Source organism: Leifsonia sp. NPDC056665, from assembly GCF_042791795.1.
GTDB lineage: Bacteria > Actinomycetota > Actinomycetes > Actinomycetales > Microbacteriaceae > Leifsonia.
The window spans coordinates 90,124-110,251 of sequence record NZ_JBHTXK010000012.1; the positions used below are offsets into that span (position 1 = coordinate 90,124).

At 73.4% G+C, this 20,128-nt stretch carries 20 protein-coding genes; 14 read left to right on the plus strand and 6 right to left on the minus strand.

Annotated elements, in window-relative coordinates; translation table 11 throughout:
- Positions 1–2: 2 nt before the first annotated feature.
- On the minus strand, positions 3–584 hold the full coding sequence (locus tag ACFQ9V_RS12940; RefSeq protein ID WP_382459540.1) for an NUDIX hydrolase family protein: 582 nt from the start codon (positions 582–584) through the stop codon (positions 3–5).
- 110 nt (positions 585–694) lie between these two features.
- On the opposite strand from ACFQ9V_RS12940, the gene ACFQ9V_RS12945 reads away from it, so the two are divergent.
- From ACFQ9V_RS12945 to ACFQ9V_RS12970, 6 genes are all read left to right on the plus strand, one after another.
- Positions 695–1,345 carry an alpha/beta hydrolase gene (locus ACFQ9V_RS12945; protein ID WP_382459541.1) on the plus strand — a complete coding sequence of 217 codons (651 nt, stop codon included), beginning with the start codon at positions 695–697 and terminating at the stop codon, positions 1,343–1,345.
- A gap of 68 nt (positions 1,346–1,413) precedes the next feature.
- A complete protein-coding gene (locus tag ACFQ9V_RS12950) occupies positions 1,414–6,078 on the plus strand; it encodes an ATP-dependent helicase (RefSeq protein ID WP_382459542.1) in 4,665 nt (1,554 codons plus the stop codon).
- An 18-nt stretch (positions 6,079–6,096) separates the two neighbouring features.
- A complete protein-coding gene (locus tag ACFQ9V_RS12955; protein ID WP_382459543.1) occupies positions 6,097–6,873 on the plus strand; it encodes a DNA-formamidopyrimidine glycosylase family protein in 777 nt (258 codons plus the stop codon).
- 94 nt (positions 6,874–6,967) lie between these two features.
- On the plus strand, positions 6,968–7,507 hold the full coding sequence (locus ACFQ9V_RS12960) for a hypothetical protein (protein ID WP_382459544.1): 540 nt from the start codon (positions 6,968–6,970) through the stop codon (positions 7,505–7,507).
- Positions 7,508–7,551: 44 nt separating this feature from the next.
- Positions 7,552–8,052 carry a MarR family winged helix-turn-helix transcriptional regulator gene (locus ACFQ9V_RS12965; protein ID WP_382459545.1) on the plus strand — a complete coding sequence of 167 codons (501 nt, stop codon included), beginning with the start codon at positions 7,552–7,554 and terminating at the stop codon, positions 8,050–8,052.
- Between the two features lie 130 nt (positions 8,053–8,182).
- Entirely contained in the window at positions 8,183–9,949 is a 1,767-nt protein-coding gene (locus tag ACFQ9V_RS12970; protein ID WP_382459546.1) for an LCP family protein, read from the plus strand.
- Positions 9,950–10,030: 81 nt separating this feature from the next.
- Here ACFQ9V_RS12970 and poxB read toward each other — a convergent pair whose 3' ends face one another.
- The gene (gene poxB / locus ACFQ9V_RS12975) at positions 10,031–11,764 is read right to left on the minus strand and encodes a ubiquinone-dependent pyruvate dehydrogenase (RefSeq protein WP_382459547.1); all 1,734 of its coding nucleotides are present in this window, start codon (positions 11,762–11,764) and stop codon (positions 10,031–10,033) included.
- 149 nt (positions 11,765–11,913) lie between these two features.
- On the opposite strand from poxB, the gene ACFQ9V_RS12980 reads away from it, so the two are divergent.
- Positions 11,914–12,546, plus strand: coding sequence for a ScbR family autoregulator-binding transcription factor (locus ACFQ9V_RS12980; RefSeq protein ID WP_382459548.1), 633 nt, complete (start codon positions 11,914–11,916; stop codon positions 12,544–12,546).
- Between the two features lie 254 nt (positions 12,547–12,800).
- Entirely contained in the window at positions 12,801–13,178 is a 378-nt protein-coding gene (locus ACFQ9V_RS12985; RefSeq protein ID WP_370054655.1) for a DUF3566 domain-containing protein, read from the plus strand.
- On the opposite strand, the gene ACFQ9V_RS12990 is transcribed toward ACFQ9V_RS12985, so the two are convergent.
- Positions 13,159–13,824 carry a TetR/AcrR family transcriptional regulator C-terminal domain-containing protein gene (locus ACFQ9V_RS12990; protein WP_382459549.1) on the minus strand — a complete coding sequence of 222 codons (666 nt, stop codon included), beginning with the start codon at positions 13,822–13,824 and terminating at the stop codon, positions 13,159–13,161. The two genes, ACFQ9V_RS12985 and ACFQ9V_RS12990, sit on opposite strands and share 20 nt — an antisense overlap.
- Positions 13,825–13,880: 56 nt before the next feature.
- Between ACFQ9V_RS12990 and ACFQ9V_RS12995 the strand changes: the two genes are divergently transcribed.
- Genes ACFQ9V_RS12995 through ACFQ9V_RS13020 form a run of 6 tightly spaced genes read left to right on the plus strand, consistent with a single transcriptional unit; the run spans position 13,881 to position 18,407 of the window.
- Positions 13,881–14,558 carry a biotin transporter BioY gene (locus tag ACFQ9V_RS12995; protein ID WP_382459550.1) on the plus strand — a complete coding sequence of 226 codons (678 nt, stop codon included), beginning with the start codon at positions 13,881–13,883 and terminating at the stop codon, positions 14,556–14,558.
- Entirely contained in the window at positions 14,555–15,673 is a 1,119-nt protein-coding gene (locus ACFQ9V_RS13000; protein ID WP_382459551.1) for an AMP-binding protein, read from the plus strand. Before ACFQ9V_RS12995 ends, ACFQ9V_RS13000 begins: the two co-directional genes overlap by 4 nt.
- On the plus strand, positions 15,663–16,784 hold the full coding sequence (locus ACFQ9V_RS13005) for a thiolase family protein (protein ID WP_382459552.1): 1,122 nt from the start codon (positions 15,663–15,665) through the stop codon (positions 16,782–16,784). Before ACFQ9V_RS13000 ends, ACFQ9V_RS13005 begins: the two co-directional genes overlap by 11 nt.
- Positions 16,781–17,482, plus strand: a complete 702-nt coding sequence (locus tag ACFQ9V_RS13010) for an energy-coupling factor ABC transporter ATP-binding protein (protein WP_382459553.1) — start codon at positions 16,781–16,783, stop codon at positions 17,480–17,482. The genes ACFQ9V_RS13005 and ACFQ9V_RS13010 overlap by 4 nt, the downstream gene beginning before the upstream one ends.
- Positions 17,476–18,087, plus strand: a complete 612-nt coding sequence (locus tag ACFQ9V_RS13015) for an energy-coupling factor transporter transmembrane component T (RefSeq protein ID WP_382459554.1) — start codon at positions 17,476–17,478, stop codon at positions 18,085–18,087. The genes ACFQ9V_RS13010 and ACFQ9V_RS13015 overlap by 7 nt, the downstream gene beginning before the upstream one ends.
- Entirely contained in the window at positions 18,084–18,407 is a 324-nt protein-coding gene (locus ACFQ9V_RS13020; protein WP_382459555.1) for a CHY zinc finger protein, read from the plus strand. Before ACFQ9V_RS13015 ends, ACFQ9V_RS13020 begins: the two co-directional genes overlap by 4 nt.
- Positions 18,408–18,494: 87 nt before the next feature.
- On the opposite strand, the gene ACFQ9V_RS13025 is transcribed toward ACFQ9V_RS13020, so the two are convergent.
- The 3 genes from ACFQ9V_RS13025 to ACFQ9V_RS13035 are packed head-to-tail and all read right to left on the minus strand — an operon-like array spanning position 18,495 to position 20,106.
- Positions 18,495–19,475 carry an NAD(P)-dependent alcohol dehydrogenase gene (locus ACFQ9V_RS13025; protein WP_382459556.1) on the minus strand — a complete coding sequence of 327 codons (981 nt, stop codon included), beginning with the start codon at positions 19,473–19,475 and terminating at the stop codon, positions 18,495–18,497.
- Between the two features lie 8 nt (positions 19,476–19,483).
- Positions 19,484–19,702 (minus strand): helix-turn-helix transcriptional regulator, encoded by a 219-nt coding sequence (locus ACFQ9V_RS13030; RefSeq protein ID WP_382459557.1) that lies wholly within the window; start codon positions 19,700–19,702, stop codon positions 19,484–19,486.
- Positions 19,696–20,106 (minus strand): hypothetical protein, encoded by a 411-nt coding sequence (locus tag ACFQ9V_RS13035; RefSeq protein ID WP_382459558.1) that lies wholly within the window; start codon positions 20,104–20,106, stop codon positions 19,696–19,698. The genes ACFQ9V_RS13030 and ACFQ9V_RS13035 overlap by 7 nt, the downstream gene beginning before the upstream one ends.
- Between the last annotated feature and the right edge of the window lie 22 nt (positions 20,107–20,128).

Consider the following 20,128-nt stretch of genomic DNA (forward strand, 5'->3'; position numbering starts at 1 on the left):
GGTCAGACGATCTTGCCGACCGACGCCATCGCCGCCTTCACCAGCACCCCGCGACCGCCTTCGAGCTCCTCGCACACCGTGTGCGAGACCGCCTCCTCCGGCGTCATCCAGGTGATCTCGAGCGCGTCCTGCCGCGGTTCGCAGGTGCCGGTCACCGGCACCACGTAGGCGAGCGAGACCGCGTGCTGCCGCTCGTCGGTGAACGCGGTCACCCCCGGCAGCGGGAAGTACTCCGCGACCTGGAACGGCACCGGACTCGCCGGCAGCAGCGGGAACGCCATCGGCCCGAGGTCTTTCTCGATGTGCCGGAACAGCGCCTCCCGCAGCGTCTCGCCGTACATGACCCGGCCGGAGACGAGCGTGCGGGTGATCTCGCCCACCGCGTTCGCGCGCAGCAGCACGCCGACCTCCGTCACCTGGCCGAGGCCGTCGACCCGTACCGGCACGGCCTCCACGTAGAGCAGCGGCAGCCGCCGCCGGATCTGCTCCAGCTCGATGTCGCTCAGCCAGGCGGGACCGGGCTGGACGCCCGAGCCGTCGAGCGGGTCGGGGGTCGGGTCCGGGTCGGGGGTGCGCACGCTCATGCACTGATCCTACGGATGCCGCACCCCGCCGCCACCCGTACAGACCGATCTGTGGACTGCGCCGCGATCTGGGGGCTGTGGAGGACAAGCCGTCGTGCGCAGAATGGACCATGCCATTCCCCGCCCCCGAGCTCCACCTCGACCACGAGGCCGTGCTCTGGTCCGCCGGCGAGGCCGACCGCGTCGGCCGACCCCGGCTGATCCTCCTGCACGGCTACGGGTCGGACGAGGCCGACCTGTTCGGGATCTCGGCGTACCTGCCGCTGGAGCCGGTGATCGCCTCGCTGCGGGCGCCGATCCCTGAGGGGCCCGGCTTCGCGTGGTTCTCGCGCTTCACCAACATCTCGGTCGACCCGCTCGCCGCCAACGCCGACGCGGCCGCCCGCGCCGTCCTCGACTGGCTGGACGCCCAACCGGACGTGCCGACCGGCCTGCTCGGCTTCTCGCAGGGCGGCGCGCTCGCCATCCAGCTCATGCGCCTGGCGCCGGAGCGCTTCGGCTTCGCCGTCACGCTGTCCGCCTTCGTCGTGCAGGGCACGGAGGACGGGGACGCGGCGCTGGCCGAGCGCCGGCCGCCGGTGTTCTGGGGTCGCGGAACGCACGACGACACCATCCCCGCGGCCGGCGTCGCGCGCGCGGCCGAGTGGCTGGCCGCCCACACGGACCTCGACGCGCGCATCTACGAGGGCCTCGGCCACGGGATCTCGCCGCTCGAGCTCGGCGACATCTCCTCGTTCATCCGGGCGCACCTGCCGCGCTGACGGCCCGCGGCCGTGCCCCTCGCGGCCTCCCCTTGGCGGTGTCGGTGGCGGGGAGCAGGATGGAGGCGATGAGCGACGTGCTCGACCGGTTCTCCCCCGCGACCCGTGAATGGTTCCGCGGGGCCTTCGCCGCGCCCACCGACGCCCAGACCGGCGCGTGGGAGGCCATCTCGCACGGACGGCACGCGCTGGTCATCGCGCCGACCGGATCGGGCAAGACCCTGGCCTCGTTCCTCTGGGCGATCGACCGGCTGGCGAGCGAGGAGCGGCCGCCCGACGCGCGCCCAGGCACGCGCGTCCTCTACATCTCGCCGCTGAAGGCGCTGGGTGTGGACGTGGAGCGCAACCTCCGCGCTCCGCTGGTCGGCGTCACGCAGACGGCGCGGCGGCTCGGCGCCGAGCCTCCGCATGTCTCCGTGGGCGTGCGCTCGGGCGACACCTCGTCCTCCGACCGCCGGGCGCTGGTCGCCTCCCCGCCGGACATCCTGATCACCACGCCCGAGTCGCTCTTCCTCATGCTCACGTCGCAGGCGCGCGAGACGCTCAGGACCGTCGAGACCGTGATCGTGGACGAAGTGCACGCCGTCGCGGCCACCAAGCGCGGCGCGCACCTCGCGCTGTCGCTGGAACGGCTGGACGCCCTGCTCGAGAAGCCGGCGCAGCGCATCGGCCTGTCCGCCACGGTGCGGCCACCGGAGGAGGTCGCTCGCTTCCTCGGCGGCAGCTCGCCCGTGGAGATCGTGGCGCCGCCCGCGGGCAAGCGGTTCGACCTCCGCGTGGTCGTGCCGGTCGAGGACATGAGCGAGCTCGGCACCTCCACCTACGCGAGCGACAACGACGACGGCTCCGCGCCGCAGGCCGGCTCGATCTGGCCGCACGTGGAGGAGGCGATCGTCGAGCGCGTGCTGGAGCACCGCTCCTCGATCGTGTTCGCGAACTCGCGCCGGCTGGCCGAGCGGCTCACCGCCCGGCTCAACGAGCTGTACGAGGAGCGGCTGCTCGGCGGCGAGGCGGGAGGCACGGCCGCCCGGCCCCCCGCGGAGCTGATGGGCGGCTCCGGCCAGACCAAGGGCTCCGCCGCCGTCGCCGACCCGGAGTCGCTCGTCCTCGCCCGCGCGCACCACGGCTCGGTCAGCAAGGAGCAGCGCGCCCTCATCGAGGACGACCTCAAGTCCGGGAGACTGCGCTGCGTCGTCGCGACCTCCAGCCTGGAGCTCGGCATCGACATGGGCGCCGTCGACCTCGTCGTGCAGGTGGAGGCGCCGCCGTCGGTCGCGAGCGGGCTGCAGCGCGTCGGCCGCGCCGGCCACCAGGTCGGCGAGGTGTCGCGCGGGGTCGTGTTCCCCAAGCACCGCGCCGACCTCATCCACTCGGCCGTCGCCACCGAGCGGATGGTCGCCGGCCTGATCGAGACGATGCGGATCCCGACGAACCCGCTCGACATCCTCGCCCAGCAGACGGTGGCGGCGACGGCGCTGGAGCCGCTCGACGCCGACGACTGGTTCGACACGGTGCGCCGCAGCGCGCCGTTCGCGACGCTGCCGCGCAGCGCCTACGACGCGACCCTCGACCTGCTCGCCGGCCGCTACCCGTCCGACGAGTTCGCCGAGCTGCGCCCGCGCATCGTCTGGGACCGCGATGCGGGCACGCTCACCGGCCGACCCGGCGCGCAGCGGCTCGCCGTGACCAGCGGGGGCACCATCCCCGACCGCGGGATGTTCGCGGTCTACATGGTCGGCGAGCGCGCCAGCCGGGTGGGCGAGCTGGACGAGGAGATGGTCTACGAGTCGCGCGTCGGCGACGTGTTCGCGCTCGGCTCCACGAGCTGGCGCATCCAGGAGATCACCCACGACCGAGTCCTGGTCTCGCCCGCGTTCGGCGAGCCCGGGCGGCTGCCGTTCTGGAAGGGCGACGGCATCGGGCGGCCGGCGGAGCTGGGCGCGGCGGTCGGCGCGTTCGTGCGCGAGTTGAGCGCCGCTTCCCCAGCCGACGCCGAGCTGCGCTGCGTGGAGGCCGGGCTCGACGCGTTCGCCACGGCCAACCTGCTGGCGTTCCTGCGCGAGCAGAAGGAGGCGACCGGTCACGTCCCGACCGACCGCACCCTAGTGGTGGAGCGGTTCCGCGACGAGCTGGGCGACTGGCGGGTGGTGCTGCATTCCCCGTACGGCATGCAGGTGCACTCGCCGTGGGCGCTGGCCGTGCAGGCGCGCGTCCGCGAGCGGTACGGGATCGACGCGGGCGCGATGGCGGCGGACGACGGGATCATCGTGCGTATTCCCGACACGGAATCCACGCCTCCTGGCGGCGAGCTGTTCGTGTTCGAGCCGGCCGAGCTGGACGAGCTGGTGACCCTGGAGGTCGGCGGCTCTGCCCTGTTCGCCTCCCGGTTCCGCGAGTGCGCGGCCCGTGCGCTGCTGCTGCCGAAGTACAACCCGGGCAAGCGGTCGCCGCTCTGGCAGCAGCGGCAGAAGGCGTCGCAGCTGCTGGACGTCGCGCGCAAGTACCCGAGCTTCCCGATCATCCTGGAGACGGTGCGCGAGTGCCTGCAGGACGTCTACGACCTGCCCGCGCTGGACGAGGTGGCCCAGAGCATCGCCCAGCGCCGCATCACGCTGGTGGAGGCCGCGACCGAGACGGCGTCGCCGTTCGCGCGCTCGCTGCTGTTCGGGTATGTCGCCGCGTTCATGTACGAGGGCGACAGCCCGCTGGCGGAGCGGCGCGCGGCGGCGCTGTCGCTCGACGCGGGGCTGCTGGCCGAGCTGCTGGGCCGCGCGGAACTGCGCGAGCTGCTCGACCCGACGGTGATCGAGCGGGTGGAGTTGCAGCTGCAGCGGCTCGATCCGGAGCGACGGGTGCGTGGCGAGGAGGGCGTGGCCGACCTGCTGCGGTTGCTCGGGCCGCTGACGGTGGCGCAGGTGGCGGAGCGGTTGCAGGGTGAGGAGGTGGAGGCCGACTCGGATGCGGATGAGGTAGCCCCTCCCCACGCCACCCCCGCCATCGCCCGCGCCCACCTCACCGCCCTGGTCGACGCCAAGCGCGCCCTCGCCGTCACCATCGCCGGCGAGGAGCGCTTCTCCGCGATCGAAGACGCGAGCCGCCTCCGCGACGCGCTCGGCGTCCCGCTCCCGATCGGCGTGCCCGTCGCCTTCATCGAGCCGGTGGACGATCCCCTCGGCGACCTGGTCAGCCGCTATGCGCGCACGCACGGCCCGTTCGAGGTCGCGGAGGTCGCCTCCCGGTTCGGCCTCGGCCCTGCGATCGTGCACGACGCGCTCCGCCGGCTGTCCCGCGACGGCCGCGTCGTGGAGGGCGAGTTCCGCCCGCACGCGACCGGCTCCGAGTGGTGCGACGCGGAGGTCCTGCGGCGGCTGCGGCGGATGTCGCTCGCCGCGCTCCGCCAGGAGGTCGAGCCGGTCGAGACGGCGACGTTCGCACGGTTCCTGGGCGACTGGCAGCACGTCGGCTCCACCCTGCGCGGGGTGGACGCGGTCGCCTCGGTGATCGAGCAGCTCGCCGGGGCGCGCATCCCGGCCTCCGCGTGGGAGTCGCTGGTGCTGCCGAGCCGCGTCGCGGACTACAGCCCGGCCATGCTGGACGAGCTCACCGCCACCGGCGAGGTGATCTGGGCGGGCGACGGCTCGCTGCCGGGCAACGACGGCTGGATCAGCCTCAACCTCGCCGACTCGGCCACGCTCACGCTGGCCCCGCCGACCGACCACGATCCCGACGAGCTGCAGCGCGGCGTGCTGGCGGCGCTCGCGCGCGGCGGCGGGTACTTCTTCCGGCAGCTCTCCGACACCCTCGGCACCGAGCGCGGCGAGGCGATCGAGGACGCCGTTCTGGTGACCGCCCTGTGGGACCTGGTCTGGGCGGGCCTGGTCACCAACGACACCCTCGCTCCGCTGCGCACGCTGACCGGCGGAGGCGGCGGCGCCCACAAGCGCCCGCGGCAGCCCATCCGCTCCCGGATGTACCGCGGCCGGGTCGGCGCCCCGCGCACCTCCGCAATGGTCACCCGGATGGGACCGCCGACCGTCGCCGGCCGGTGGTCGCTGCTCCCCGAGCGCGACCTGGACTCCACGGTCCGCGCGCACGGCCAGGCCGAGACGCTGCTCGACCGGTACGGCGTCGTCACCCGCGGCTCGGTGATGAACGAGGGGACGCCGGGAGGCTTCGCCCTGGCCTACAAGGTGCTCAGCGGCTTCGAGGACAGCGGGCGCGCGCGCCGCGGCTACTTCGTCGAGACGCTCGGCGCCGCGCAGTTCGCGAGCGGCCCGACCGTGGACCGGCTGCGCACCTTCGCCCGCGACCACACGCAGCCGCGGCCGTTCGACGCGGTCGCCCTCGCTGCGACCGACCCCGCCAACGCGTACGGCGCGGCGCTGCCCTGGCCGGCCGTTCCGGCCTCGACCGGAGGCGTGGAGGGCGGCACAGGCCATCGCCCAGGGCGCAAGGCGGGCGCGCTGGTCGCCCTGGTCGACGGCGAGCTCACGCTCTACGTGGAGCGCGGCGGCAAGAGCCTGCTCTGCTTCGCCGACCAGGAGGATGACAGTGTGCGCCCCGCGCTCGTGGCGGCCTCCCGCGCACTGGCCGGCCTGGTGACCTCCCGCCGCGTGGACAAGCTGGCCATCGAGACGGTCAACGGCGCGAACGTGCTGGGCAGCCCGCTCGGCGCGGCCCTCGCGGAGGCGGGGTTCCTCCCCACGCCGCGCGGCCTCCGGCTGCGAGGGTGAGCGCGAGGATGACGGCCGATGCCTGAGGGCGACACCGTCTACCAGACGGCCGCGCGCCTGCGCCGCGCTCTGCAGGGCCGGCTGCTGACCGAGACGGACTTCCGGGTGCCGCAGTACGCGACCGTCGACCTCAGCGGCCGCCACGTCGACGAGGTGGTCAGTCGCGGCAAGCACCTGCTGATCCGGGTGGGCGACCAGACCATCCACAGCCACCTCAAGATGGAGGGCTCATGGGAGGTCTACCCTCCCGGCGGACGGTGGCGGCATCCCGGGTTCCAGGCGCGCGTGGTGCTGCAGACCGCCGAGACGCAGGCGGTCGGCTTCCAGCTCGGCATCCTGGAGGTGGTCCCCCGGTCGCAGGAGGACGCCGTCGTCGGCCACCTCGGCCCGGATCTGCTCGGCCCCGACTGGGATGCCGAGGAGGCCCTCCGCCGGCTGGCCGAGCACCCGGACACCCCGATCGCGGTCGCGCTGCTCGACCAGCGGAACCTCGCCGGCATCGGCAACGTCTACGCCAACGAACTGTGCTTCGTGCGCGGGATGCTGCCGACGCGGCCGGTGCGGGAGGCCGACCTCCCCGCCACCGTCGACCTGGCGCGCCGGATGCTCGTCGCCAACCGCGACCGTACGGTGCGCGTGACGACCGGCGACACCCGCCGCGGCCGCAACACCTGGGTGTACGGCCGCGACGGGAAGCCGTGCCTGCGCTGCGGGACGCTCATCCGCCGCAATGAGCTCGGGCGCACCGAGCTGGAGACGCGAGTCACCTACTTCTGCCCCACCTGCCAGACCTGAGCACTCGCGAGGGGCACGTCGTTGTCACTTTCGGGGCGCGAAAGTGACAACGACGTGCCCCTCGATGGTTTCGGCCCCCCGCTAGGCTCGACCCATGTCAGACCGGCGCGCCCCCGACGACGCTCATTTGCCGGCCGATGCCACCGAGGACGAGCGCCGGGAGGCCGGCGACCGGCTCCGGGAGCGCATCTACGTGACGTTCACGGCGCTCGCGATCCTGATGGCGCTGAACGCGCACGGGGAGCACCTCGACTCCCCGACCGTGCTCTGGACGCTCGTGATCTCCGTCGTCGGCGTGCTGCTCGCGGGCCTCGCCTCCGACCTGGTTTCGCACATGATCGTACACAACACCCTGCCGACCGCCCGTGAGTTCCGGCACCTGCTGGCCGTCGCCTCCCGGGCGCTCACGGTCATCGTCATCCCGGTGCTCGTGCTCGCTGCGGCGATGCTCGGCTGGATGCAGGCGCGGACCGCCGTCGTGATCGCGATCACCGCCCTCATCGCGTCGCTCGCGGTGATCGCGCGCATCGCGGTGTCGCGCACCGGGATCGCCGGATGGAAGCAGCTGATCGTGCTGGTCGGCATCGTGGCGCTCGGCGTGCTCGTCGTGTTCCTGGAGCAGCTCGCGCACTGAGGCCGGCCTCCGCACGCTGTCGCAGGCGCGTGCAAGGATGACGTATGCCGATCGCGCGCACCCGACCCGATCCGCGCAAGCTGAGCGCTGACGAAGCCGAGCTCTTCCACGCGTTCTACCTGATGCGCCGCGGGTTCGACCGCACCCTGGACGCCCAGCTCCAGCGGGACGACGGCATCTCCATCTCCGAGCTCGAGGTGCTCATGGCGCTGGTGCGGTCGCCCGGGCGGCGGCTGCGCGTGCGCGACCTGGTCGAGCTGACCGGCTGGGAGAAGAGCCGCGTCTCCCACCAGGTCACCCGCATGGAGGGCCGCGGCCTGGTCGAGCGCGAGGACTGCGCGGAGGACAGGCGCGCCAGCTGGATCCGGCTCAGCGGCGACGGGCGCCGCGTCGTCGTACGGGCGCTCCCGAAGCACACCGCGACGATCCGCCGCATCCTCTTCGACGCGCTCACGCCGGAGCAGCAGGACGAGCTGCTCGCGATCTCCAGCCGGATGACCGACGCGATGTCGCCGGGTGACGCACCCTCCGAACCGGATGCATGAGGGTTCTCGCAGCGCCCATCGCCCCTTTGCCGTGAGCATGCTGAGAACTCCTCGCTGATCTACTGGTCATTCCGCCGGAACACCGGGGGAAACCAGGCTGTTCGCAGGCCGCACCCCCTAGCGTCATGGTGTGCGACGCCCGAACTATCCCTCAGGTGAGTCCGGCGCCGGCCGGGAGGACCGTCCCGAGCCGCCGACCGAGATCTTCGGACGCGTGCCCGCAGCCGACCCGCGCCGGCCGGTGCGGGCGACGCGGCCGGCGTCCGGCGTGCCCTCCGGGCGGAACGGTGGTGGGCGACCCGCGGGCGCAGGCGCCGCGGCGGGTGCCGGCGCGGGAGCAGCAGCTGCGGGAGCCTCCGGCGCGGGAGCCTCCGGCGCACCCTTCGACCTGTTCGGACTGTCCGGCTCGCCGGACCCTGGCCGCGCGGACGGCGGCTTCGGCGACAGCGGCGACGGCGACGGCGGCGGCGGCAACGGCTCCGGCGGCGGCGCGGGCGGCGGCAAGCCCCCGAAGAAGCACCGTCGCTCCAAGCGCATCATCGCCTGGACCGCGGCCGGGCTGGCCGTGCTCCTCGTGGTGCTCGGCGGCTACGCCGCCTACAGCTACTTCCGCTTCATCGGCGGCGTGAGCCACGTCAACGTCATCAACAAGACCGGCAACGACGTGGACGGCGCGGACCAGAACATCCTGCTCGTCGGCGACGACCACCGTCCCGACAACGCGACGCAGGCGGAGCTGAACCAGCTCAGCACCACCGCGGACGGCGGCGGCACCAACACGGACACGATGATGATCCTGCACATCCCGTCCAACGGGAAGTCGGCGACCCTCGTCTCCCTGCCCCGCGACTCCTGGGTGAACGTGCCCGGCCACGGGATGAACAAGCTCAACGCGGCGTTCTCGCTCGGCAACGGCGGCAGCGACCCGACCAGCGGCGCCAAGCTGCTCATCCAGACGGTGCAGAACCTCACCGGGCTGTCGATCGACCACTACGTGCGCGTCTCCCTGCTCGGCTTCTACACGATCGCGAAGGCCCTCGGGCCGGTGCAGGTCTGCCTCAACAACGCCGTGAACGACCCGTACTCCGGCGCGAACTTCCCGGCGGGCGTCTCGACGCTCGACGCGCAGCAGGCGCTGTCGTTCGTGCGGCAGCGGCACGGCCTCCCGCGCGGCGACCTCGACCGCGTCGTGCGCCAGCAGTACTTCCTGTCGGTGGAGGCGCACAAGTTCCTGTCCGCGGGGACCCTGCTGAACCCGGGCAAGCTCACGAGCGCGCTCGACGCGATCAGCGGATCGCTGGAGACCGACCCCGGGCTGAACTTCCTCCAGCTCGCAGCCCAGATGCAGGGCCTCACCGGCGGCAAGATCCAGTCGGCGACCATCCCGATCTCCGGCACGCCGACCATCACGGTCGACGGCTCCGACCTGTCGATCGTGCAGGTGGACACCGCCGCGATGCCCGCGTTCATCAAGAGCCTGACGGGCACGCCGTCCGCCTACGACAGCGCGACGGCGGCCAAGCCGTCCGACACGAAGGTGACCGTGCTCAACGGCGGCAGCATGAACGGCGCGGCGGGCACGGCGACGCAGACGTTCACTGCGGCGGGCTTCAAGACCGGTGCGGCCGGCGACGCGAGCTCGCAGCAGACGACGACCATCCAGTACCCGTCGGGCCAGGAGTCGCAGGCGAAGGCCGTCGCAGCGCTGCTCCCGGGCGCCGCGGTGCAGGAGACCGGCAGCGTGAAGGGCGTCACCGTCGTCCTCGGCGACGACGGCCTGATGCCGACCGCGCCCGGAGCGGCAGCCACGGGCCCCGCGGCCCCCGCCGCCCCCGCGCCGGCGCCCACCCACTCCGGCCCGACCACCAACTACTCCAGCACCGTCTGCATCAACTGACTCACGCAGCCATCAGTCCCGGAGTTGTGCACGCCCGCGCACGGCGTGTCGCGTACATAACTCCGGGAGAGATTGCGGCGGTCAGTCGAAGAGGCGGCGGAAGACGTTGGTGTCGGCCAGGTCGATGAGTTCGTCGCCGCGGCCGGACATGATCGTGCGCAGCGCGTAGAGGGTGAAGCCCTTCACCTGCTCGGCCGTGATCGCGGGCGGGATGCTGAGCTCCTGGCGAGCGGTCACGACGTCCACCAGGGCGGGGCCGTCGTGGGCGAGCGCCGTGCGGAGAGCGCTCTCCAGCTCGTCCGGCCTCTCGACCCGCTGGCCGTGGATGCCGATCGCCTGCGCGACGCGGGCGAAGTCCGGGTTCTCCAGGCCCGTCCCGTAGTTGACGAAGCCCGCGGCCTTCATCTCGACCTCCACGAAGTTCAGCGAGGAGTTGTTGAAGACGACGATCTTGACCGGCAGCTTCATCTGCACCAGGGTCAGCAGCTCGCCCATCAGCATCGCCAGACCGCCGTCGCCCGCCAGTGCGATCACCTGCCGCCCGGGGAACGCCACCTGCGCGCCGATCGACTGCGACAGGGCGTTGGCCATGCTGCCGTGGTTGAACGAGCCGATCAGCCGGCGTGAGCCGTTCATCCGCAGGTAGCGGGCCGCCCAGACCACGGGCGAGCCGACGTCCGGGATGTACACGGCGTCCTCGCTGGAGAGCTCGCTGATCAGCCGCGCGACGTACTGCGGGTGGATGGGCGTGCGGTTGCGGTCGTTGACGGCCAGCTCGTCCAGGCTCTTGCGCGCCTTCAGGTAGTGCGAGCGGGACGCGTCGAGGTGCTTGGTGTCCTTGCGATCCGCGAGCAGCGGGAGGAGCGCCTCCACCGTGTCCTTGACGCTGCCGACGAGGCCGAGGTCGATCGGCGTGCGTCTGCCGAGGTTCTCGCCGCGGATGTCGACCTGGATGATCTTCGCCTTGGACGGATAGAACTGCTGGTACGGGAAGTCCGTGCCCAGCATGAGCAACGCGTCGCAGGACTCCATCGCCCGGTAACCGGAGGAGAACCCGAGCAGGCCGGTCATCCCGACGTCGTACGGGTTGTCGTACTCGACGAACTCCTTGCCGCGCATGGCGTGCACCACCGGGGCCCGCAGCGCTCCGGCGATGTCGATGAGCTGCGGGTGCGCGCCCTCGACGCCGGCGCCCGCGAGGATGGTGACCTTCTTGGCCGCGTTCAGGATGTCGGCCGCGGCCCTCAGCTCGCCGTCGGTGGGCCGGGTCACGCGCGGCGAGTACCGGATCGGCGCCGACGGCTTGCGGCCGACGCTGTCCGCGAGGAAGATCTCGCCGGGGATGACGACCACGGCGACGCCGCGGCGCTCGATCGCCGTGCGCATCGCGATCTCCAGCACCCGCGGAAGCTGCTCGGGCATGCTCACGAGCTCGGAGTAGACCGCGGCCTCCCGGAACAGCTCCTGCGGGTGCGTCTCCTGGAAGTAGGTGCTGCCGATCTCCGGCCCCGGGATCTGCGCGGCGATCGCGAGCACGGGGACCCGGCTGCGGTTGGCGTCGAAGAGGCCGTTGATGAGGTGGAGGTTGCCGGGGCCGCAGCTTCCGGCGCAGACGGCCAGTTCGCCGGTGAGCGCCGCCTCCGCCGCCGCCGCGAACGCCGCGGCCTCCTCGTGCCGCACGTGCTCCCAGGCGACGTCGCCTGCGCGGCGCAGCGCGTCGGTGAAGCCGTTGAGCGAGTCGCCGGGGATGCCGTAGACGCGCGTGACGCCCGCGTCCCGGATGATCTCGACGATGGTGTCGGCGACGGTGGTCATGCGGCGTCCTCCTCGGTCGGCGCGGTGCGACGGGTGATCCGGCTGCGGATACGCTCACGCTACTCCGCGGGCGAGTGTCCCGTCTGGTCCCGCGGCGACCCGATTCATGCATCAATCCCATAGCCGCGCCGCATTACTGTGTTGAGGTCATGGTCACGCAGTCTCGCGCCCTCGCCACCCGCGACGCCATCCTCCGGGGTGCGGCCGAGGTGTTCGGCGCGCGCGGCTACGGGCTGGCCTCCATCTCGGACATCGCGAAGACGGCCGGGCTCACGAAGGGCGCGCTGTACTTCCACTTCGCGTCCAAGGACGAGCTGGCTCTCGCGGTGATCGCCGAGCAGCACCGGCGCACGATGGAGGCCTCCACCGCGATCCTGGCGGAGGGGCGGCCCGCGCTGGAGTCGCTCGTGCTGCTCTGCCGGAGCCTCGGGCGGCAGCTCCTGGCGGACCCGGTGGTGCAGGCCGGCATCCGGCTGACCACTGACGTCGGGACGGCCGATCAGGCCATCGTCGAGCCGTACGAGGACTGGTTCCGCTCGATCGAGGAGCTGACGCGGACGGCGATCGCCGAGGGCGACGTCTCGGAGCGCGTGGACCCCGGGATGTTCGCGCACCTGCTGTCGCCCGCGTTCACGGGGGTACAGCTCGTGTCCGCGACGCTGACCGGGCGCGCGGACCTCCTGCAACGCATCCGGGAGCTGTGGATCGTGCTGCTGCCGGGGATCGTGGCGGACGGACGGCTCGACGCGCTGCGATCGCTGCCCGACCTCGTCGTGGAGTGACCCGCGGAGCGAGCTCGCGGCGGGGTGAAGCACCCCTCCGGGAACCGCCCGACCGACATCCCCCCAGTGGTCGCCGTTGCGAGCTGTACGTCGGTCGGGCGTTCGCCCCCGCACGCCCATATTACATGCATAACCGGTCGATCGGTTTGTTTCGACGCCCGGTCGTTCCGGGTTCCCGCAGGCGTGTCGGTTAGACTCGCCCGAGGGGGAGCCGCGCGAGCGGTTCGAGAGCAGCAGCACCGGGGAGGTCGCCGATGTCGGCACGGACGAAGCAGAAGAAGCGCGCAACGATGCGCCTCGTCTACATCGACTTCTGGTCCGCGCTGAAGATGTCGTTCCTGATCAGCGTCGTGCTGGCGGCCGTGACCGTCGTGCTCACGCTGCTCGGCTGGTCGGTGCTCGACAAGGTCGGGCTGGTCGGCTCGATGACGACGTTCCTGGAGAGCATCGCTGGCGCGCAGGGCGCCTCCCTCGTCGCCGGGCTGACCTTCGGCAACGTGATGATGTTCACCCTCGTGGTGTCGCTGCTGGAGGTCATCGTCGTGTCCTCGCTCGGGGCGATCTTCGCGGCATTGTTCAACCTGGCGACCACCGTGGTCGGCGGCTGGAAGGTCACGTTCGGGAGCGACTAGCCCCTGCGGTTCCGGCGGTTTCCGGCGCGCTGCTGTCGGTCGCGAGGCGCTGGAGGCCCCCGACGAGGAGTCCCACGCCGAACGCGAAGGCGGCGGCGGAGTCCCCCTCGTCGAGCGGGTCGGCCGCCTCCCCCGTCGCGAGCACGCCGATGCTGTCGAACTGCATCCGCTGCTGCTCGTGGGAGACGTGACCGAGTACGAAGTGCAGGAGCGCTGTGCCGGCGCGGCCGGCGGTCTCGGCGTCGAAGCCCCCCGAGCGGACGGCGGCCTCCAGCCGTCGCTGGGCCGGGGCGGCGCCCAGGCCGAGCGCGGCGGTGCTGGCGACGACCTCCGCGCCGTCGCGGTAGGCGAGCAGGGCGTCGCGGAGTGCGGCGGACTCGGCGCGCACCCGTTCTGGCCAGGACGCGTCGGGCACGGTCGCGGCGGGCGGGATGACGGCGGCGCGTCCGACGATGCGGTCGGCGAGCTCGGCCAGGAGGGTCTGCTTGTTCGGGAAGTGCCAGTAGAGCGCGCTGGGCTGCACGTCGAGCGCGGCGGCGAGGCGGCGCATGGTGAGGTCGGGGAGGCCGTAGTCGTCGAGGATGCGGAGGGCCGTCTCGGCCACGTCGTCGCGGCTGTGCCTGCGTGCGCTTTCGTTTCCCGTCACGGTTTCACTATAGTGAACGCTGTTCAGGTGAACAGTGTTCAGGTGAAGGAAGACCGATGACCGACTCCCCCCGCACCACCCACGCCGGTCCCGCGACCGCAGAGAGCGCGGCCTCCCGGCCCGCGGCAGCCCGCCCCGCCCGCCGCGGCCTCGACGCGACCGACATCGCGCGCGTCGCCGTCGTCGCCGCGATCGTCGCCGTTCTCGGCCTCCCGGGCGGCTTCACCGTGTTCGGCGCGGTGCCGATCACCGCGCAGACACTCGGCGTCATGCTCGCCGGCGCCCTGCTCGGGCCGTGGCTCGGCGCGCTGTCGATGACCGTGCTGCTCGCCCTCGTCGCCGCAGGGCTCCCCCTCCTGGCCGGCGGACGCGGCGGCATCGGCGTGTTCGTCGGGCCCTCGGCCGGTTACCTTGTCGGCTGGATCGTCGGCGCCGCCGTCATCGGCCTCATCGTCCACGCTGGCAACCGCAAGCCCGTCGTCTGGCGCACGTTCGTCGGCGTCGTGGTGGGCGGCATCGGCGTGGTGTACGCGTTCGGCATCCCCGTGCAGGCCTTCGTCCTGCGGCTGCCGCTCGGCCAGACCGCGCTCCTCAGCCTCGGCTTCGTGCCGGGCGACCTCATCAAGGCGGTGCTCGCGACCGCGATCGTGGCGACGCTGGTGCGCGCGTACCCGCGTGCGTTCCGGCGCACCTGGGCTCCGGCTCGTCGTCGGGACGACGCTCCCGCCGCATGAGCCGGATCGTCCCGCTGCGCGACGACGACCCCGCCCTCCTGGAGCTGCTCCGGGAGGCGCGGTCGGCCGGCGACGTCCCGCTCGTGGTCGACGGCCGACGTCCGGCATCGCACCTGGCCGCGGCCGTCGACGCGGCGTCGCACGCCGACCTGGAGTGCCCGGACGGGTCCGGCCCGATCGCCTGGGCGACGCTGACCTCCGGCAGCAGCGGGCCGCCGCGGATCGTCCTGCGCAGCCACGCGTCGTGGGCGTCGTCGTTCGCGGCGGTGGCCGAGCTGCTGAACGGCGGCCGGGCGGTCGCCCTCCCGGCGCCCGCGTCATCGTCACTGACGCTGTTCTCGCTCGCGCACGCGCTCGACGGCGGCCCGCGGGCCGTGCTCGACGGCGCCGCCGCCGACTGCTTCCACGGCACCCCCGAGGCGTTGCGCCGGCTGCTGGAGTCGGACGCTGCGTCCGGAATCCGGTCCGCGCTGGTCGGCGGCTCCCACCTCGACCCGGCGCTGCGGGCGCGAGCCGAGGCGGAGGGGATGCGCGTGACCGCCTACTACGGAGCGGCGGAGCTGTCCTTCGTGGCCGTCGACCACGGCGACGGGCTGATGCCGTTCCCGGGAGTCGAGCTGCGCGTGCGCGACGGCGAGCTGTGGGTGCGCTCACCGTACGTGGCCCGCGGCTACGCCGGTGCGCCCGGCCCGCTGCGCCGCGACGGCGCCTGGGCGACGGTCGGCGACCGTGCAGAGCTGGTCCGCGCGGAGGACGGCGGCGAGCGCATCCGCCTGCTGGGCCGCGCGGACGGCGCGATCCTCAGCGCGTCCGCCACGATCGTGCCGGACGAGGTCGAGGCCGCGCTGCGCTCGGTGCCCGGCGTGCGCGACGCGGTGGTGTTCGGCCTCCCGACCGGCCGCGTCGGCGCGCTCGTCGCCGCGCTCGTGGAGCCGGACGGCACCCTCCCGTCGCTGGCCACGCTGCGAGCGGCTGCTGCCGAGCGCCTCGCGCCTGCCCATCGTCCACGCCGCTGGTACGCTGCTGAGCTGCCGCGGACCGCCGCGGGGAAGCCCGCGCGTGCGGAGGCCGTGCGGCGCGTGCTGGAGGGGGAGGTGCGGCCGATTGAACGGTGATGCTCCTGTGATCGTCGCCGCCCGCCGCACCCCCATCGGCACCCGCGGCCGCGCCCTCGCGCGCCTGCGCGTGGAGGAGCTGGCCGCCCCGGTCCTCCGCGCCGCCCTGTCCGATGCAGCGAGAGCGACGGGCGCGCCGGTCGAGGTCGCCGACGTCCTGCTCGGCAACTGCATGGGCCCCGGCGGCAACCTGGCGCGCGTGGCGGCCCTCGCCGCCGGGCTGGACCCCGCGATCCCGGGCGGCACCGTCGACCGGCAGTGCGGGAGCGGGCTGGCCGCGATCCTCGACGCGGCCGCCGCGATCCGGGCGGGCGACCGGAGGCCGCGGCTCGCCGGGGGCGTGGAGAGCGCCTCCACCGCGCCCGTCCGCTCGGTCGACGGGGTCGCCTACGACCGGGCGCCGTTCGCGCCGGACGGCTTCCCCGATCCCGACATGGTCCGGGCCGCGGAGGACCTGGCCGCGCACGACGGCATCCCGCGGTCGCGGCTCGACGCGCACGCTGCGCGCAGCCACGAACGGGCCCGCGCCGCGCTGGCGGGCGGGCGGTTCGCGGACGAGCTGGTGCCGCTGGCGGGGCTCGACCAGGACGACGCGATCGGCGGGGCCGAGCGGCTGCTCACCCGGCTGCCCGCGCTGTTCCCCGGCGGCGTGCTCACGGCCGGGACCTCGACCCGGATCGGCGACGGCGCCGCAGCGGTCGTCGTGGCCCCGGCCGGCGCAGCCCCCGGGCTCGCGGTGCTGACCGGCGCGGTCGTCGGCTGCGACCCCGCACTGCCCGGGATCGGTGCGGCGCCGGCGATCCTCACCGCGCTCGCGCGTGCGGGCGTCACCTCGCGGGAGGTCGCGGCGTTCGAGCTCGTGGAGGCGTTCGCCTCCCAGAGCATCGCGGTCCTGGAGCGCGTCGGCGTCGCGGAGGACGACCCCCGGGTCTGCGCCGACGGCGGCGCGCTGGCCCTCGGCCACCCGTGGGGCGCGAGCGGGGCGGTGGCCGTCGTGCGGCTGTTCAGCCGGCTCGTGCGCGGCGGGGCGCCGGCGGGGACGCTCGGGGTCGCCGCCGCGTCCGTCGGCGGTGGGCTGGGTGTGGCTGCCGTGTTCGAGGTGGTGCGATGAGCGCCCTCCAACTCGACGGCATCGGGGTCCGCCTCGGCGACGTCGACGTCCTCCACGACGTCACCCTCGACCTCGACGCCCGCACCATCGCGGTGATCGGCGAGAATGGGTCGGGGAAGTCCACCTTCGCGCGCCTCCTGGGCGGGCTGGTCCCTGCCTCCGCCGGCGGGCTGCGCATCCTCGGCCTCGACCCCGCCCGGCAGGCCGCCGAGCTGCGGCGGCGCATCGCGGTCGTCTTCAGCAACCCGGACGCGCAGATCATCATGCCGACCGTCGCGGAAGACGTCGCGTTCTCGCTCCGCGCCGACCGGCTCGGGCGGGAGGCGACGGCGGCGCGTGTCGCCGACGCCCTCGACCGCTTCGGGCTGACCGAGCTGGCGGACCGGCCCTCCCACGACCTGTCGGGCGGCCAGAAGCAGCTCCTCGCACTGTGCGGTGCGTTCGTGCGGCGGCCGGAGCTCGTGATCGCGGACGAGCCGACCGCCTACCTGGACGCCCGCAACGCCCGCCGCGTCTCCGACCATCTGCTGGAGGACGCCGGGCACCGGCTCGTCCTGGTCACCCACGACCTGGCGCTGGCCGCCCGCTGCGACACGGCGGTGCTCTTCGCCGGCGGCACGGTGGCCACGATCGGCTCGCCGGGGGATGTGGTGGCGGCGTACGAGCACCTGCTCGCCGAGGGGAGCCTTCCGTGCTGACGCTCTACCGGCCGGGGACGGGACCGCTGCACCGGATGCCGGCCGGCCCCAAGCTGCTGCTGGTGCTCGCGGCGGTGCTCGCGGTGTCGCTGCTGCCCTCCACCTGGGTCGCGGCGGCGGTGGCCGCGGCGCTGCCGGTGGTCGCGTACGCCCTCGCGCGCCTCGGCGACGGGGCGTCCGGGATGCGCGACCTCGCCCGTCAGGTGCTCGCCGTACGCTGGGTGATCGTGATCACCCTCGCCGGCCAGCTCCTCTTCCTCGGTCCGGAGCCCGCGGTCGCGAACACCGCGCGCGTGGCGTCCGCGGTCGTGCTCGCCGCACTGCTGGTGCTGACGACGCGGGTCGCCGACCTCCTGGACGCCGTCGAGCGCGGCCTCCGACCGCTCGCGGCGCTGCGGATCGACCCGGCGCGGACGGCGCTGCTGCTGACGGTGACGCTCAGCACCGTCCCGGTGCTCGCGGGGCTGGCGCGGGACGTCCGGGACGCTCAGCGCGCGCGGGGCGCCAGGGCCGGGCTGCGGGCGTTCGCGGTGCCGTTCCTGGTGATGGCGTTCAAGCACGCGGACGAGCTGGGCGACGCGTTGACGGCGCGAGGAGTGCGATGAGCGGCGGCCCGCGCGTGCTCGGCCCCACGGTGGACGACCAGACGCGCTGCATCCACTACCGGACACCGCTCGACGTGATCGCGATCCGGTTCGCGTGCTGCGGCGAGTTCTACCCGTGCCACGTCTGCCACGCGGAGACCGCCGGCCATCCGGCGCAGCAGTGGCCGGTCGCCGAACGCGGCGAGCGCGCGGTGCTGTGCGGGGTGTGCACGGCGACGCTGACGATCGCGGACTATCTGGAGGCCGACTCGTGCCCGGAGTGCGGGGCGGGGTTCAACCCGGGGTGCAAGCTGCACACGGAGTTGTACTTCCAGGTGTGACGAACCGGCGCGCCCTGGCCCGTGGCCTTTCGTGCCGAATGTCGTGAATCGGCGCGGCAGAGCCGCGATTCGTGCCGAATCTGCTGGCTACGGCAGCACCACGACCTTGCCGCGCGCCCGCCCGGCGCCGAGGTGGTCGATCGCCTCGCCCGTCCGCTCCAGCGGATACACCGTGTCGATGACCGGGTGGAAGGCGCCCTCGCTGTAGAGGCGGGCGAGCTCGAGGAGGTCCTCCTGGCGTTCGCGCGCCATCAGGCCGACCAGGCGCTGGCGGGAGGTCGCGTTCCTCAGGCCGGCCGCCGCGATGCGCTCCGTGCCGCCGAGGATGCTGCCTCCACCCTCCCCGCCGACGAGTACGAGCGCACCCGCGGGGGCGAGGCTCGCCCGCAGCGCCCGCAGTGAACGGTTGCCTGCGGTGTCGATGATCGCGTCCCAGATCCGGCCGAGGCCGAGCGGGTCGGTCGTCGTGTAGTCGATCGCGTCCGCGGCGCCCAGCTCGCGCACGAGCGCGGTCTTCGGACCGCTGCACACTCCCGTCACCTCGGCGCCGCGTGCGACAGCAAGCTGCACCGCGAAGTGGCCGACGCCGCCGGCCGCGCCCAGCAGCAGCACCCGGTCGCCCGCCTCCACGCCAGCCGCGGCCAGCGCCTGCAGCGCCGTCACCGCTGAGATCGGGACCGCAGCGGCCTCCGTGAGGCCCAGGCCCGCAGGGATCGGGACAACCGCGACCCGCGGGGCGCGCACCCGCTCGGCGAGTGCGCCGGCGGCCGAGCCGAACACCGCGTCGCCGACCTGGAGGTCGTCGACCTCGGATCCGACGGCCTCCACCACGCCTGCGAAGGCGGCGCCGCGCACGCGCGACGACGGCCGGCGCATCCCGAAGCCCATCAGCCGCATCAGGTAGGGGCGGCCGGTGGTGAGGTGCCAGGTGCCCGCGTCGATGCCGGCCGCCTCGACGCGCACCAGCACGTCGGCCGGGCCGATCGACGGGACGGGGACCTCCTCCACGCGCAGTGCAGCGGTGGTGCCGTAGGCGTCCTGGACGACGGCGCGCATCGTAGTGCTCATGATTCCCCTCACTCCTCGGGGTACTGGAACACGTCGTCGAGCGGGACCCCGAACACCCGCGCGAGCTGGAAGGCCATCTCCAGGGACGGCGAGTACCGCCCCTGCTCGATGGCGATGATGGTCTGGCGGGTGACGCCGACGCGATCCGCGAGGTCGGCCTGGGTCATCTCCCCCGCGCCGAAGCGCAGGGCTCGGATGCTATTGGTCACGCGGGTGGGCTTCACCATGCCGGCAGCCCCTTGCGGTAGGCGACCAGCGTGGCGATCGAGCCGACCACTGCGGACAGTACGAAGGCGGCGTAGACGGCGTTCGCGATCCAGAACCACGGCGCCTCGAACAGCGCCAGCACGAGCGCGGCCAGGGCGCCGATGATGACGAACGCCTGGCCGACCCGCTCGCCGAAGACTTTGACCTCGCGGTCGCGCTGGTCGCGCTTGTCGGCCTCCCGCGGGTTCGAGAAGGAGATGGCGAAGCGGGACAGGATGTTGGCCACGATGGAGCCGACCACGGTCCAGATCAGCAACGGCACGTAGTCGCCGGGCCCGTTCACCGCCAGCAGGATCAGGTAGACGGCGTAGCCCAGGACGGCGACGACCAGGTACGCCCACGCGCTCTTCTCGTCGTAGGACACTGCGCACCTCCATGTCAAAAAT

What these genes read in the sequence shown, in the direction of transcription:
- ACFQ9V_RS12940 (WP_382459540.1), bottom strand. Translation starts at nt 584, where the DNA reads ATGAGCGTGCGCACCCCCGACCCGGACCCGACCCCCGACCCGCTCGAC.
- ACFQ9V_RS12945 (WP_382459541.1), top strand. Translation starts at nt 695, where the DNA reads ATGCCATTCCCCGCCCCCGAGCTCCACCTCGACCACGAGGCCGTGCTC.
- ACFQ9V_RS12985 (WP_370054655.1), top strand. Translation starts at nt 12,801, where the DNA reads ATGTCGGCACGGACGAAGCAGAAGAAGCGCGCAACGATGCGCCTCGTC.
- ACFQ9V_RS13025 (WP_382459556.1), bottom strand. Translation starts at nt 19,475, where the DNA reads ATGAGCACTACGATGCGCGCCGTCGTCCAGGACGCCTACGGCACCACC.
- ACFQ9V_RS12995 (WP_382459550.1), top strand. Translation starts at nt 13,881, where the DNA reads ATGACCGACTCCCCCCGCACCACCCACGCCGGTCCCGCGACCGCAGAG.
- ACFQ9V_RS12960 (WP_382459544.1), top strand. Translation starts at nt 6,968, where the DNA reads ATGTCAGACCGGCGCGCCCCCGACGACGCTCATTTGCCGGCCGATGCC.
- ACFQ9V_RS12965 (WP_382459545.1), top strand. Translation starts at nt 7,552, where the DNA reads ATGCCGATCGCGCGCACCCGACCCGATCCGCGCAAGCTGAGCGCTGAC.
- ACFQ9V_RS12950 (WP_382459542.1), top strand. Translation starts at nt 1,414, where the DNA reads ATGAGCGACGTGCTCGACCGGTTCTCCCCCGCGACCCGTGAATGGTTC.
- ACFQ9V_RS13000 (WP_382459551.1), top strand. Translation starts at nt 14,555, where the DNA reads ATGAGCCGGATCGTCCCGCTGCGCGACGACGACCCCGCCCTCCTGGAG.
- ACFQ9V_RS13020 (WP_382459555.1), top strand. Translation starts at nt 18,084, where the DNA reads ATGAGCGGCGGCCCGCGCGTGCTCGGCCCCACGGTGGACGACCAGACG.
- ACFQ9V_RS13030 (WP_382459557.1), bottom strand. Translation starts at nt 19,702, where the DNA reads ATGGTGAAGCCCACCCGCGTGACCAATAGCATCCGAGCCCTGCGCTTC.
- poxB (WP_382459547.1), bottom strand. Translation starts at nt 11,764, where the DNA reads ATGACCACCGTCGCCGACACCATCGTCGAGATCATCCGGGACGCGGGC.
- ACFQ9V_RS12980 (WP_382459548.1), top strand. Translation starts at nt 11,914, where the DNA reads ATGGTCACGCAGTCTCGCGCCCTCGCCACCCGCGACGCCATCCTCCGG.
- ACFQ9V_RS12955 (WP_382459543.1), top strand. Translation starts at nt 6,097, where the DNA reads ATGCCTGAGGGCGACACCGTCTACCAGACGGCCGCGCGCCTGCGCCGC.
- ACFQ9V_RS13010 (WP_382459553.1), top strand. Translation starts at nt 16,781, where the DNA reads ATGAGCGCCCTCCAACTCGACGGCATCGGGGTCCGCCTCGGCGACGTC.